This window comes from Nonomuraea sp. 3N208 (genome assembly GCF_052245935.1).
GTDB lineage: Bacteria > Actinomycetota > Actinomycetes > Streptosporangiales > Streptosporangiaceae > Nonomuraea.
Genome location: NZ_JBQQBR010000036.1, coordinates 36306 through 48278, shown reverse-complemented (window position 1 = coordinate 48278; position 11973 = coordinate 36306). Strand labels below are relative to the sequence as shown.

The following is an 11973-nucleotide window of genomic DNA, read 5'->3' as shown; positions in this document are numbered from 1 at the left end:
TTCCGGATAAATTACCCGGTATGCGCATCACCGTAATCGAGCACGAGGCCGAGGCCGGGCTCGGGTATCTCGGCGGCTGGCTGGGAGTGACCTGCGAGGTCGTGCGGCCGTACCTGGGGGAGGACGTGCCCGAGCGGGCCGCGGACGGCCTGATCGTGCTCGGCGGTGCGGCGGCGGCCTGGGAGGACGAGCGCAGCCCGTGGCAGCCGGCCACCCGAGACCTGCTGCGCCGCGCGGTGGACGAGGCCACGCCCACGCTCGCCATCTGCCTGGGGGCGCAGCTGCTCACCATGGCCTGCGGGGGCACCGTGGAGCGGGGCGCCGGCGGGCTGGAGGTGGGCGCGTGCGAGGTGGTCGCGCTGCCCGAGGCCGCCGCCGACCGGCTGCTGTCGGGCATCGGCACGGCCGTGGCCGTCCAGTACCACCAGGACGCCATGACGCGGCTGCCGGACGGGGCGGTGCCGTTGATGACCGGCTCCCCGTACCCGAACCAGGCCTACCGGCTCGGCGAGGCCGCCTGGGCGGTCCAGTTCCACCCCGAGGCCACGCCCGAGATCTTCGCCTCCTGGACGGCCGAGTCGGATCTGGACGCGGCCGAGGAGCTGAACGCCGCGGTCAAGACCGCTGAGAGCAGGCTCATCGCGACGTGGCGTCCGGTCGCGCAGGCCTTCGCCGACGTGGTCGGAACCAACGCCCGACCCTGACCCCGCCACCACCCCTATGTCGCGGCGCACCGATCGCCTATGCGGCCGGGCCGCTCGAGCGGCGCGTGTCGTTCGTGCGGCGGGGTGTCGTCAGGGCGTGGGCCAGCGCGTGCACGCCGCCCAGCACCAGCGGGAACGCCGCCGTCGCCGCCAGACCGGCGCGCCCCGAGCGCATCGGCACCCCGGCGGAACGCAAGCGCCGCCACGCCCACACCGAAAACGGGATCACCACCACCGGCGCGGTCGCCGCCCCGGGCGTGTACCCACGGGTCGCGGCCGCCTGCGCCAGATGCACCACCCCGTGCGCCCCGAACCCGGCCAGCGCCGCCTGGAAGACCGGACTCCGCCCGTCCGTTCGCGCCCCCAGAGCCGCCGCCCCTGCCATCACCCCGCCCATGAGCCCGATGGCCACGTTGACGTGCCGCTGCGACACCTCCAGCCGCTCCCACGGAACGTTCGGGAATCGCTGCTCCAGCCGCGGTCGCGCCTTGCGCGCCCACCTCGCCATGGTCGCCAGCTCTTCAGCGTCGTGCACGGCCCACGCCGCGAGCAGCCCCCACGTCACCGTCGCCGGAACCCGTCCCATGCCCAACCTCCCACCCAAATACAACGCAACGTTGCGTTCGATGCTACGGCGGCCGGCGCGAGTGCTGTCAAGATGGAGAGGTGCCCAGGATCGAATCGACCACCGCGCGCCTCGCCAAGCTCGGCTTCGCCGACGGCGCCAGGGCGGCCCAGCTCGTCCGCCAGGCCGGGACGGACCTGGACGACCTCCTGGAGTCGCTGGTTGACGTGGCCGACCCCGACCTGGCACTGATCTCGCTGACCCGGCTGATCGAGCGCGAGCCCGCCGTGCTCGACGCCCTCCGCCAGGACGACGATCTCAAGGTCAGGCTGCTGGCCGTGCTCGGCGTCAGCGCCGCCCTGGGCGAGCACCTCGTACGCCACCCCGGCCACATCGCGTGGCTGGCCGAGCCGCAGCCGGGCGAGGCGCGGGCCGAGCTGCTGCGCGCGGTCGGCGCCGTGCCGGAGGCTCCCGAGCCGGTGGCCACCGGCGACAAGGCGCTCGTGGCGCTGCGGGTGGCGTACCGGGGCCGGCTCACGCACCTGGCGGCACGCGACCTGACCGGCCAGGCCTCGCTCCAGGAGGTCATGTCCGAGCTGTCCGACCTCGCGGGCGCCGCACTGGAGGCCGCCCTGGCCATCGCGCGGGCCGAGGTGGACGCGAGTGAGGTTCGCCTCGCGGTCGTGGGCATGGGCAAGTGCGGCGCCAGGGAGCTCAACTACATCAGCGACGTGGACGTGATCTTCGTGGCCGAGCCGCGCGAGGGCGCCGACGAGGCCAAGGCGCTGCGTACCGCGACCAAGCTGGCCCAGGCCATGATGCGGGCCTGCACCGCGACCACGCCCGAGGGCTCGCTGTGGGAGGTGGACGCCGGCCTGCGCCCCGAGGGACGCTCCGGACCGCTAGTCCGCACGCTCGGCAGCCACCTGGCGTACTACCGGCGCTGGGCCAAGACGTGGGAGTTCCAGGCGCTGCTCAAGGCCCGGCCGGTGGCGGGTGACATGGAGCTGGGCGCGGCCTACGTCGAGGCGGTCAACGACATGGTCTGGACGGCGGCCACCCGCGAGGACTTCGTCGAGGACGTGCAGGCCATGCGCCGCCGGGTCGAGGCCCACGTGCGCGCCGAGGGGGAGCGGCAGCTCAAGCTGGGCCCCGGCGGACTGCGCGACATCGAGTTCGCCGTGCAGCTGCTGCAGCTCGTCCACGGGCGGCTCGACCCCCTGCTGCGCCGCCGGGCCACGCTCCCCGCACTCGCCGCGCTCTCCCGAGGCGGGTACGTCGGCCGCGACGACTCGCGCAGCCTGGCCGAGGCGTACTCGTTCCTGCGCCAGGTCGAGCACCTGCTGCAGCTGCACCGGCTGCGGCGCACGCACATCGTGCCCACGGGTGAGGGCGACCTGCGCAGGCTGGGCCGGGCGCTGGGCATGCAGACCGACCCGGTGGGGGAGTTCACGGCCAGGTGGCGGCGGCACGCCATGGAGGCCCGACGGCTGCACGAGAAACTCTTCTACCGGCCGCTGCTGCAGGCGGTGTCGCGGCTGCAGGAGTCGGAGGCGCGGCTGTCCGCCACGGCGGCGGCGGCCCGGCTGGAGGCGCTCGGCTACGTCGACCCCACCGGGGCGCTGCGCCACATCGGCGCCCTCACCTCCGGGGTGTCCAGGCGGGCCGCGATCCAGCGCACGCTGCTGCCGGTCATGCTGGGCTGGTTCGCCGACGCGCCCGACCCGGACGGGGCGCTGCTGGGGTTCAGACAGGTCAGCGACAAGCTGGGCAGCACGCCGTGGTATCTGCGGCTGCTGCGTGACGAGACGGCGGTGGCCGCCAGGATGGCGCGCGTGCTCGGCACCAGCCGCTACGCGACCGGCCTGCTCATGAACGCGCCCGAAGCGGTCGCCATGCTGGGCTCGGACGAGGAGCTCGCCGTGCGGTCGAGGGAGTCGCTGCGCGGCGAGGCCTCCGCCGCGGTGTCCAGGCACGTCGGCGGGGACGGCGGCGCGGAGACCGCCGTCGCCGCCGTGCGGGCGCTGCGCCGCAAGGAGCTGTTTCGCATCGCCGTGGCCGACATCTTCGGGCTCGCCGACATCGAGACGGTCGGCGGCACGCTGTCGTCGCTGACCGACGTGACCCTCCAGGCGGCCCTGGACGCCGCGCTCAGCAAGGTCGGCGACGTCACCTCGTTCGCCGTCATCGCCATGGGCCGGCTGGGCGGCATGGAGAGCTCCTATGCCAGCGACGCCGACGTCATGTTCGTCCACCAGCCCAAGCCGGGGGTCGAGGAGCGCGTGGCCACGGACGCCGCCTTCGCCGTGGCCAACGAGCTGCGCAGGCTGCTGTCGCTGCCGGCGCCGGACCCGCCCCTGATCATCGACCCCGACCTGCGGCCTGAGGGCCGGCAGGGCCCGCTGGCGCGCACGCTCGCCTCCTACCGCGCCTACTACTCCCGCTGGTCGTCGCCGTGGGAGGCGCAGGCGCTGCTGCGGGCCCGGTTCTCGGCGGGCGACGCCGAGCTGGGCGCGGCGTTCACCCAGATGATCGACGAGCTGCGTTACCCGCAGGGCGGGCTGCACGAGGACGCGGTCAGGGAGATCCGGCGGCTCAAGGCCCGCATGGAGGCCGAGCGGCTGCCGCGCGGCGCCGACCCCGGCCTGCACACCAAGCTGGGCCCCGGCGGGCTGTCCGACGTGGAGTGGGTGGCCCAGCTGCTGCAGCTGCGGTACGCGGGCACGCTGCCGTCGCTGCGCACCACCCGTACGCTCGACGCGCTGCGTGCGGCCGTGGCCGAAGAGCTGCTCGCCCCCGCCGACGAGGCCGTGCTGGCCGAGTCGTGGCGCTTCGCCTCCCGCATCAGGGACGTGATCATGCTGGTCAAGGGCCGGCCCGGCGACAGCGTGCCGCGCGACGCGGGCGAGCGCAAGCTGATCGCGCAGACTCTCGGCTACCCACCGGACGGCTCGGAGGACTTCCTGAACGACTACCGCCGCGTGACCCGCCGCGCACGTCTCGTGGTGGATCGAGTCTTCTACGGGGCTTGATCAAGCCGGGTGTACCGGTGTATCAAGGCCCGGTGTTATCCGTTTACGTGGATCTGGCCCTCGGCCTGGTGGTGTCGTTCCTGCTGCTGTCGCTGCTGGTGAGCGGCGTCAACGAGGCGTTCGTCCGGGTGCTGTCCATCCGGAGCAAGTTCCTGTGGGCCTACCTCAGGGACACCCTGGACGGCGCCGACGAAAAAACCGGGTCGTGGTTGCCGGCCAAGGTACGCGACGTGTTCACCGCGCTGCCGTTCCTGCGCGATCCACGTCCCCGCCACAGCGACCTGCCCGCGCCCGCCGAGGCCGGCGGGCTGCCCGACCGCGAGGCGCGGGCCGGCGACTCCGTGATCAACCTGCTGTACGAGCGGGTCAGGGAGATCGACCACGCCAAACGAGGCCGGACCAGCATCGCGAACATCCCGCCCGGCCGCTTCGCGGTCGCGGTGATGGAGCTGGCGGCGGGGGAGGACGGCGACGTCGACCGGTTCCTGGAGAAGCTGAAGGCCATCGACAGCCCCCTGTATGGCCCTCTCAAGGGCATCTGGGAGACGGCGCAGCGCGACCTCGACCGGTTCAGGCAGGGCATCGAGACCTGGTTCGACGGCGAGATGCAGCGGCTGTCGATGTTGTACAAGCGCTACGTGAAGTGGGTCGTCGCCGTGCTCGGCCTGCTGGTGACGCTGGTGTTCACGATGGACGGGCTGGAGTACGCCAAGACGCTGCTGCGTGACAACGCCTTCCGCGCCTCGGTGACGGCCGTGGCCGAGGCGGGGCCGGACGCGTACAACGAGCTCAAGGCCAGCTGCACGGGCCAGGACCCGATGCCGTGCGTCACCGAGACGCTCAGCCAGCCCGCGCTGGTCAGGATGCTCGACCAGGCCCTGGTCAGCGTGTCGATCCCGGAGCAGGGCGACCCGAGCATGCACTGGAACGGCGGCCTGTGGTGGGACCGGATCAGCACGCCCAGCCACTGGCCGGGGTTCCTGCTGACGTACGTGGCGTTGCTGTTCGGCGCGCCGTTCTGGTGGGATGTCTTCCGCCGCATCACGGGTATCAAGGCCAGGCGCTGAGCCCTATCGTGGGCCGGATGGAGACCGAACGGCTGATCATGCGCAGGTGGCGCGAAGAGGACAGAGAGCCCTTCGCCGCCATGAACGCCGACCCCGAGGTGATGGAGCACTTCCCGGCGACACTCACCCGTGAGCAGAGCGACGTCATGGTCGACAAGATCGAGCAGCACTTCGACAAGCACGGATTCAGCCTGTGGGCTCTGGAGGTACGCGAGAGCGGGGAGTTCATCGGCTTCACCGGACTGGGCTGGCAGACGTTCGACGCGCCGTTCCTGCCCGCCGTGGAGGTCGGGTGGCGGCTGGCCCGCCCGGCCTGGGGTCACGGGTACGCCATCGAGGCGGCCAGGCAGGCCGTCGGCTACGCCTTCACCGAGGCTGGCCTCGAGGACATCATCTCGATGACCGCCGCGCGCAACCTGCGTTCCCGCGCCGTCATGGAGCGCCTCGGCATGACGTACGAGGCGGACTTCGACCATCCCCGGGTCGCGAAGGGCAGCCCGCTGCTCCCGCACGTCCTCTACCGGCTCAAACGCGGCACAACGTCCTCCCGTACCGCCCCCGCCCGCCCTGGCCCATTGCCCAACCCGCGCCTCCGTCCCTCCTCCGCGGATGGCGAGTAATGTGATCGGCGCGGCGGATGCCGTGCGGCGTGTGTTCCGTGGCCACGATGACGGGGGTGACCGTGCGTTTCCAGCATTCGAGCGACATCTGGCGTGACTTTCCCGAGCTCGTCCCCGCGGTGATCTCCGTGCGGGGCGTCAGCGCGGGCGTCTCCGTGGAGGACCGGATCGCGACGTTCGGCGAGCTCGCCGCCAAACGACTGGCCACCGCGTCGGAGGGCGAGCTGCCGGAGATCCAGGCGTGGCGCCGGGCGTTCTCCAAGATGGGGCTCAAGCCGACCCAATACCGCTGCGCCTCGGAATCGCTGCTGCGCCGCTTCAGGAAGGAGGGATCGCTGCCTCGCCTGCACCCCCTGATCGACCTGTGCAACGCGGTCTCCATCGCGTACGCGATCCCGGTCGCGGTGTTCGACACTTCCAAGATCGCGGAATACGTCGAGGTGCGGCATGCGGCGGGCGACGAGACCTACGTGACCTTCTCCGGCGAGAGGGAGCACCCGCCCGCCGGAGAGGTGATCTTCGCGGACGCCGAACGGATGGCGCACGCCCGCCGCTGGACTAACCGCCAGAGCGGCTATTCGGCCATCCGCGACACGACCACCGACGTCCTGATCGTCGCCGAGGCGCTGCACGAAACAGCCCAGTCCGACGTCGAGTCCCTCATGGTCACGCTCATCGACGAACTGGCAGCGCTTTGGCCGGTGACTCCCCGGGCGGCGATCCTCAGCTCCTCGGCGCCCGAGTTCACCGTGTGATGCCGCACAGGACGGCGTCGGCCAGTGCCTCGGCCTGATCGGCGGGGGAGAAGAGGTCGGGGCAGGCCAGCCATTAGGCATGCGGTAAGGCCGGGCGTGTTGCGGCACGGGCACGGGAGCACGAGCGGGAGAGCCCGGCCCGCGCCGCGTCGGCGGCGCGTGCAGCCCGGTCAGGGCCGCTCTAAGATCTTCGACCTGCGCCGACTGTCACCCTGCACTTGGGTCATACAGAAACGCAAGATCGACATCGTCTCTGGCCAGCCGAAACTTCTGGCGAGGAGGGGCCGGTTCGGAAACTCCGGCTAGAAGTACGGTGCCCAGCCGGTTCCGATCGTCTGGCGGCTACCGAAGGTGTTGTTGCCCTTGCCGTTCCACAAGTACAGCGTGCCGTTGACGGTCGCGGCGATGTCGGTGCGGCCGTCCTTGTTGACGTCGCCGAGGGACATCAGGGTGCGGGCGTACTGCCCCCAGCCCGGTCCGATTTGGATGGGCATGGTGAAGTTGTCGGCGCCCCTGCCATTCGCGACGTGCAGGGAGCCGGTGTCCTTCTTGACCGCCATCAGGTCGCCGATGCCGTCGCCGTTGAAGTCGCCGGCGATCGGTGTGGTGAAGGCCGTCCAGGTGCCGGGGACTCTGTGCGCCTTGCGGTCCTTGGAGCTCACGACGTAGATGACGCCGTCGCGGCTGGCCGCGATGTCGGGGCGGCGGTCTTTGTTGACGTCGGGTAGGGCCGCCAAGGTGTCCGCGTACGGGCGGCCGTCGTATCCGAGCTTGACCTGCCGGGGGCCGGCAAACGTGTTGCCGCCCTTGCCTGTCCAGCCGTACAGTTGCCCGTCGCTCTTCTTGACCGCAATCAGGTCGGCGATGCCGTCCTGGCCGCCGTAGTCACCCGGGATCGGCCGGCCGTAGGCCGCCCAGCCGCCGCCGATCGTCTTCCGGGCGGAGAACGTGTTGTTTCCCTTGCCGTACCAGATGTTGAGCGTCCCGGTTTTGGTCGAGAAGATGTCGCCCACCCCGTCGCCGTTGAAGTCCGGTGTGGCCGCTCCCTTCGTGCCGTTGGCCGCCGTCGCGGTCGCCGGCAAGATCACGGTTGACGCCGCCATCACGACGCCCACACCGGCTATGAGCGCCAGCCTGCCGAATCGCGTCCCCATCATTGAACTTCACGCCTTCCAGTTGATTTTGTTGATTTTTCCTGTACGGCGCAGCAACCTACGGGACAGCGGTATATCGGCGGTATGCGATCCGATCGGCAGGACACACCTTCGCCAGTACGGCTCTCGCCGAGAGTGTCCCGATTTCCGGTCTCCAAGTGGCTCGGGCATGAGTCGATCTCCACGACCGTGGACCTGTACGGCCACCTCCTCCCGAAGCTTCTGCCAGGGCCAGGGAAGCCCTCGAGCCAGGCGTTCCGATCATCGCTGGAGTGCCCTGAGCGTGCCTTGATCCTGGAGGAGCCCCCAGACGGGGAGACGATCATGGAGAGGGACGAGGATGCCCTCCGCGCGGCGGCGGGTGACGGGGATGGCGCGTGGCTGCTGGCGGAGTTCCGCACCTGGCTGGACCGGGAGCGGGGCCTATCGCCGGTGACGGTGCGCTGCTACTCCAAGCAGGCGAAGTACTTCCTGGCCGCGGTCGGCGGGCCAGGGGCGGTGAGCGGGCTGGACGCGGGTCGGGTCACCGCGTTCATGGTGGCGCATTCCCGGGACAGCAACGGCTGTTCGGCGAAGGCGATGGTGACGTCGCTGCGGGCGTTCCTGCGGTTCGCGCACGCGACCGGGCGGACGGCGATCCCGCTGGCGGGCGCGGTCCCGGCGGTGGCATCGTGGCAGCTGGCGGCGCTGCCGCATGGCCTGTCGCAGGCCGAGATCGGGCGGCTGCTGGACGGCTGCCACCGGGAGGATGGCGGTTGGCCTGCGGGATTACGCGGTCTTGTCGCTGCTTGCCCGGCTTGGGCTGCGCAGTGCGGAGGCCGCGGGTCTGCGGCTGGACGATATCGACTGGCGGGCCGGGGGGATCGTAGTCTGCGGCAAGGGCAGCTGGGTCGAGCGGCTCCCGCTGCCGGTCCCGGCGGGGGAGGCGCTTGCTGCCTGGGTGACCGGCGGCCGGCCGCGGTGTGAGTCGCGGGCGGTGTTCGTGACGGTGCGGCGGCCTTACCGGCAGCTGACGGCCGAGGCGGTCCGTGCGATCATGGGCAGGGCCTGTGACCGGGCGGGGCTGGAGCGCCGGGGCTCGCATCGGTTGCGGCACGCGCTGGCGACCGAGATGCTGCGTACCGGGGCGTCGCTGCCCGAGGTCGGGCAGGTTCTGCGGCACCGGAGCCAGCTGTCCACGTCGATTTATGCCAAGGTCGATCAGGATGCGCTGCGCCCGCTGGCGCGCCCGTGGCCAGGAGCCGGGAAGTGAGCGCGCTGCGGGCCAGGGCTAAGGAGTACCTGGCCATGCGGCGGGCGCTGGGGTTTAAGCTCACGACCCAGGGCCGGCACCTGATGAGCTTCCGCGGTCGTTGAAGCCGGACTCCAGGACGTGTCCCGAGGCGCCGAGCGCGGCGCCGGCTTGGCGGAGTTCGGCGGCCGTGCGGACATCAGCGGCCATGCCCGTAGCGTCGCGAGAGGGAGACGCAGATCACATTCGGTTGGCTGTGACATTTCGCCGGACTGTTTCGTCGGTGGTGTGTAACAGCCAACACGACAAGGAGGACAGTGTGAACGCCCGTCTCAACTTCCTTGGCAGCCCGATCGCGGCGAAGCTGCTGAAGCATGTCTTGTCCGCGGGCAAGGTCGCGCATGATCCGGCCTTGCCTGCCACGACGCAGGAACTGGTGGCGCTCCGCGTCAGCCAGATCAACGGCTGCAGCGTCTGTGTCGACACGCATACCAAGGCAGCCGCGTACGCGGGGGAAACTTCGGTGCGGCTCACTCTGGTTGCGGTGTGGCGGGAGGCGCAGGTCTTCACTGACGCCGAGCGGGCCGCGCTGGAACTGGCCGAACAGGGCACCCGCATCGCCGACGCCGCGGGTGGTGTCTCCGATGAGGTCTGGGCGAACGCCGCCAAGCACTACGACGAGGACGAGCTCGCCGCCCTGGTGGGCCTCATCGCCATCGTGAACACCGTCAACCGGCTGAACGTCATCACCCAGCAGCCCGCCGGCGACTACCAGGTAGGCCAGATCAGCCAGATCGGCCAGCACGGATAGCGACATTGATCATGTTGCGGCCAAGGGAGTCGGCGACATCATGACCATCCCGTCCGAGCGAGGTCATGGTCGGCTCGATCCGAGCCTGAGTACGATCATGAGCGAGCGGCGTCAGCTGATCAACCTCGCCTACCGGCTCCTCGGCTCCCTGGCCGATGCCGAGGATGTCGTCCAGGAGACCTACGCCCGCTGGTACGCGATGTCCCGGCGGCAGAGGGAGGCCATCGATTCGCCCGGCGCCTGGTTCACCACGGTCGCCAGTCGCATCTGCCTCGACCTGCTCGGCTCGGCACGGGCCCAGCGCGAGAGGTACGTAGGCGAATGGATCCCGGAGCCGCTGCCCGATCGTACGGAGTTGACCGACGGGCGGCCGGGCGGCGGCAGGGTCGACCCGGCCGACCGGGTCACCCTTGACGAGTCGATCAACATGGCCTTCCTCGTCGTGCTCGAATCGATGAGTCCGGCCGAGCGCGTCGCGTTCATCCTGCACGACGTCTTCTGCTACTCCTTCGCTGAAGTGGCCGAGGTCGTCGGCCGTAGTCCGGCGGCATGCCGCCAGCTGGCCTGGTTGGCCCGCCGCCGCGTTCACGCGGCTGAGGTGCCCGCGGTTCCGACGGCCCAGCAGGCCAGGATCGTCAGGGACTTCAAGCAGGCCTGGGAAGCCAAGGACATCGACGCTCTCATCGGTCTCCTCGCCCCCGACGCCACGGGGACCGCCGACGGTGGCGGCTTGGTCAGCGCCATGCTCCGCCCGATGGAAGGCGGTCAGCGCATCGCCCGCGCCTTCGTCACCGTCGCCGGTCTGGCACCGGGCCTGACGATCCTGGAGCGTACGGTCAACGGCCAGCCCGGCCTGGTGGTTCAGCAAGACGGTGTCACCGTGGTGGTGCTGTCGTTCGATGTCGTGGGCGAACGGATCAGGCACATCTGGTCGGTCCTGAATCCCGAGAAGCTCCGGCCTTGGACGACGGGCTGACGGCCGAGCCGGGAGCGCCGGCCGCTCCCCGGTGCCCTAGCGGGAAACGACACCCCTGCAGTCAGACATGTCATGAATCTGGATCAGGAAAGGAAGCAAGAGGTGACCGTGATGGAGCAAGGAAGGGTTTCGCTGGCCGGGCGGGTTGCGGTGGTGACCGGGGCGGGGTCCGGCATTGGCGCGGCGACCGCGGCAACGCTGGCTTCCCTGGGAGCGCGGGTGTGCTGCGCCGGACGTACTTTCGAGAAAGTTGAGCAGACGGCCGAGACGATCGTGGCGGCCGGCGGCGAGGCGTTCGGGTTGCGGGTCGACGTGGCATCGCCGGAGGACAACGAGGCGATGGTCCGCGAGACGGTTGCCCGTTATGGCGCGGTGCATATCGCACATCTCAACGCTGCAATAGGGCATTGGGCTGGTGTTCTGGACTACCCGCTGGAGGAGTGGGACCGCACGATGGCGGTGAACCTGCGTGGTGTGCTGCTCGGTCTGCAGGCAGCGGGTCGGGCGATGCGCGACGTGGGCGGTGGCTCGGTTGTGGTCACCTCGTCGGCGGCCGGGCTCACCGGTGTGCGGATGTCACCGGCGTACGCGGCGTCGAAGCACGGTGTGCTTGGTCTAGTCAAGTCGGCTGCCCTGGAGTTGGGGCCGGTCGGTATCCGAGTCAACGCCATATGTCCCGGGTACATCGCCAGTAACGATCTCATGCGGAGGCTGGGCGAGGAGCTCGGCGTCGCCAGCCGGTTTCCGCTGGGCCGACCGGGGCGCACCGAGGAGGTTGCCAACCTGGTCGCGTTCCTGGCCAGTGAGAGCGCGTCATTCATCACCGGCAGCGTGCTCACCATCGATGGCGGCTGGCTGTCCGGTGGCATTGACCTCGGAAATGACGCCGAGGATCAGACAACCAGCGCCGACCGGATCGCCGCCGTCACCAACACCTACTCCCAGAACTCCTAGGGCTCGAAAGGCACCTGGGGCAAACGCCCGAAGGCAGCCGCCAGCTGGCTAACGCCCGAGGCCGGGTGCCCCAGGGAATCCCAACCTGGGCGGGTAAGACCGGC

The 11973-nt window shown here is 70.4% G+C and carries 12 protein-coding genes; 9 read left to right on the top strand and 3 right to left on the bottom strand.

What is annotated here, in order from left to right; translation table 11 throughout:
- Window positions 1-20 precede the first annotated feature (20 nt).
- Entirely contained in the window at window positions 21-704 is a 684-nt protein-coding gene (locus ACTWPT_RS42230) for a type 1 glutamine amidotransferase (RefSeq protein ID WP_443183162.1), read from the top strand.
- 37 nt (window positions 705-741) lie between these two features.
- On the opposite strand, the gene ACTWPT_RS42225 is transcribed toward ACTWPT_RS42230, so the two are convergent.
- Window positions 742-1290, bottom strand: coding sequence for an HXXEE domain-containing protein (locus tag ACTWPT_RS42225; protein WP_443183161.1), 549 nt, complete (start codon window positions 1288-1290; stop codon window positions 742-744).
- Between the two features lie 80 nt (window positions 1291-1370).
- Between ACTWPT_RS42225 and ACTWPT_RS42220 the strand changes: the two genes are divergently transcribed.
- From ACTWPT_RS42220 to ACTWPT_RS42205, 4 genes are read left to right on the top strand one after another with little or no spacing between them, the layout of a single operon-like run.
- Window positions 1371-4301, top strand: coding sequence for a bifunctional [glutamine synthetase] adenylyltransferase/[glutamine synthetase]-adenylyl-L-tyrosine phosphorylase (locus ACTWPT_RS42220; RefSeq protein ID WP_443183160.1), 2931 nt, complete (start codon window positions 1371-1373; stop codon window positions 4299-4301).
- 32 nt (window positions 4302-4333) lie between these two features.
- On the top strand, window positions 4334-5368 hold the full coding sequence (locus ACTWPT_RS42215; protein ID WP_443183159.1) for a hypothetical protein: 1035 nt from the start codon (window positions 4334-4336) through the stop codon (window positions 5366-5368).
- 17 nt (window positions 5369-5385) lie between these two features.
- Entirely contained in the window at window positions 5386-5988 is a 603-nt protein-coding gene (locus ACTWPT_RS42210) for a GNAT family N-acetyltransferase (protein WP_443183158.1), read from the top strand.
- A gap of 56 nt (window positions 5989-6044) precedes the next feature.
- Window positions 6045-6743, top strand: a complete 699-nt coding sequence (locus tag ACTWPT_RS42205) for a B3/B4 domain-containing protein (protein ID WP_443183157.1) — start codon at window positions 6045-6047, stop codon at window positions 6741-6743.
- Between the two features lie 302 nt (window positions 6744-7045).
- Here the strand turns inward: ACTWPT_RS42205 and ACTWPT_RS42200 are convergent, their stop codons facing one another.
- Window positions 7046-7900, bottom strand: coding sequence for an FG-GAP repeat domain-containing protein (locus ACTWPT_RS42200; protein WP_443183156.1), 855 nt, complete (start codon window positions 7898-7900; stop codon window positions 7046-7048).
- A 691-nt stretch (window positions 7901-8591) separates the two neighbouring features.
- Here ACTWPT_RS42200 and ACTWPT_RS42195 point away from each other — a divergent pair.
- Complete coding sequence (locus ACTWPT_RS42195; protein WP_443183155.1) at window positions 8592-9149, top strand: site-specific integrase; 558 nt, start codon at window positions 8592-8594, stop codon at window positions 9147-9149.
- Between the two features lie 60 nt (window positions 9150-9209).
- On the opposite strand, the gene ACTWPT_RS42190 is transcribed toward ACTWPT_RS42195, so the two are convergent.
- A complete protein-coding gene (locus tag ACTWPT_RS42190) occupies window positions 9210-9338 on the bottom strand; it encodes a hypothetical protein (protein WP_443183154.1) in 129 nt (42 codons plus the stop codon).
- Window positions 9339-9447: 109 nt separating this feature from the next.
- Between ACTWPT_RS42190 and ACTWPT_RS42185 the strand changes: the two genes are divergently transcribed.
- The 3 genes from ACTWPT_RS42185 to ACTWPT_RS42175 all read left to right on the top strand — a co-directional run bounded on the left by ACTWPT_RS42185 (window position 9448) and on the right by ACTWPT_RS42175 (window position 11869).
- The gene (locus ACTWPT_RS42185) at window positions 9448-9939 is read left to right on the top strand and encodes a carboxymuconolactone decarboxylase family protein (protein ID WP_443183153.1); all 492 of its coding nucleotides are present in this window, start codon (window positions 9448-9450) and stop codon (window positions 9937-9939) included.
- Between the two features lie 97 nt (window positions 9940-10036).
- Complete coding sequence (sigJ, locus tag ACTWPT_RS42180) at window positions 10037-10915, top strand: RNA polymerase sigma factor SigJ (RefSeq protein ID WP_443183152.1); 879 nt, start codon at window positions 10037-10039, stop codon at window positions 10913-10915.
- A gap of 72 nt (window positions 10916-10987) precedes the next feature.
- Window positions 10988-11869 (top strand): SDR family NAD(P)-dependent oxidoreductase, encoded by an 882-nt coding sequence (locus ACTWPT_RS42175; protein ID WP_443183151.1) that lies wholly within the window; start codon window positions 10988-10990, stop codon window positions 11867-11869.
- The last annotated feature ends 104 nt before the right edge of the window (window positions 11870-11973 follow it).

Excerpts from the sequence above, each read along its gene's own strand:
- ACTWPT_RS42230 (WP_443183162.1), top strand. The coding sequence starts at position 21 with ATGCGCATCACCGTAATCGAGCACGAGGCCGAGGCCGGGCTCGGGTAT.
- ACTWPT_RS42225 (WP_443183161.1), bottom strand. The coding sequence starts at position 1,290 with ATGGGACGGGTTCCGGCGACGGTGACGTGGGGGCTGCTCGCGGCGTGG.
- ACTWPT_RS42210 (WP_443183158.1), top strand. The coding sequence starts at position 5,386 with ATGGAGACCGAACGGCTGATCATGCGCAGGTGGCGCGAAGAGGACAGA.
- ACTWPT_RS42200 (WP_443183156.1), bottom strand. The coding sequence starts at position 7,900 with ATGATGGGGACGCGATTCGGCAGGCTGGCGCTCATAGCCGGTGTGGGC.
- ACTWPT_RS42195 (WP_443183155.1), top strand. The coding sequence starts at position 8,592 with ATGGCCTGTCGCAGGCCGAGATCGGGCGGCTGCTGGACGGCTGCCACC.
- ACTWPT_RS42190 (WP_443183154.1), bottom strand. The coding sequence starts at position 9,338 with ATGGCCGCTGATGTCCGCACGGCCGCCGAACTCCGCCAAGCCGGCGCC.
- sigJ (WP_443183152.1), top strand. The coding sequence starts at position 10,037 with ATGAGCGAGCGGCGTCAGCTGATCAACCTCGCCTACCGGCTCCTCGGC.
- ACTWPT_RS42175 (WP_443183151.1), top strand. The coding sequence starts at position 10,988 with ATGAATCTGGATCAGGAAAGGAAGCAAGAGGTGACCGTGATGGAGCAA.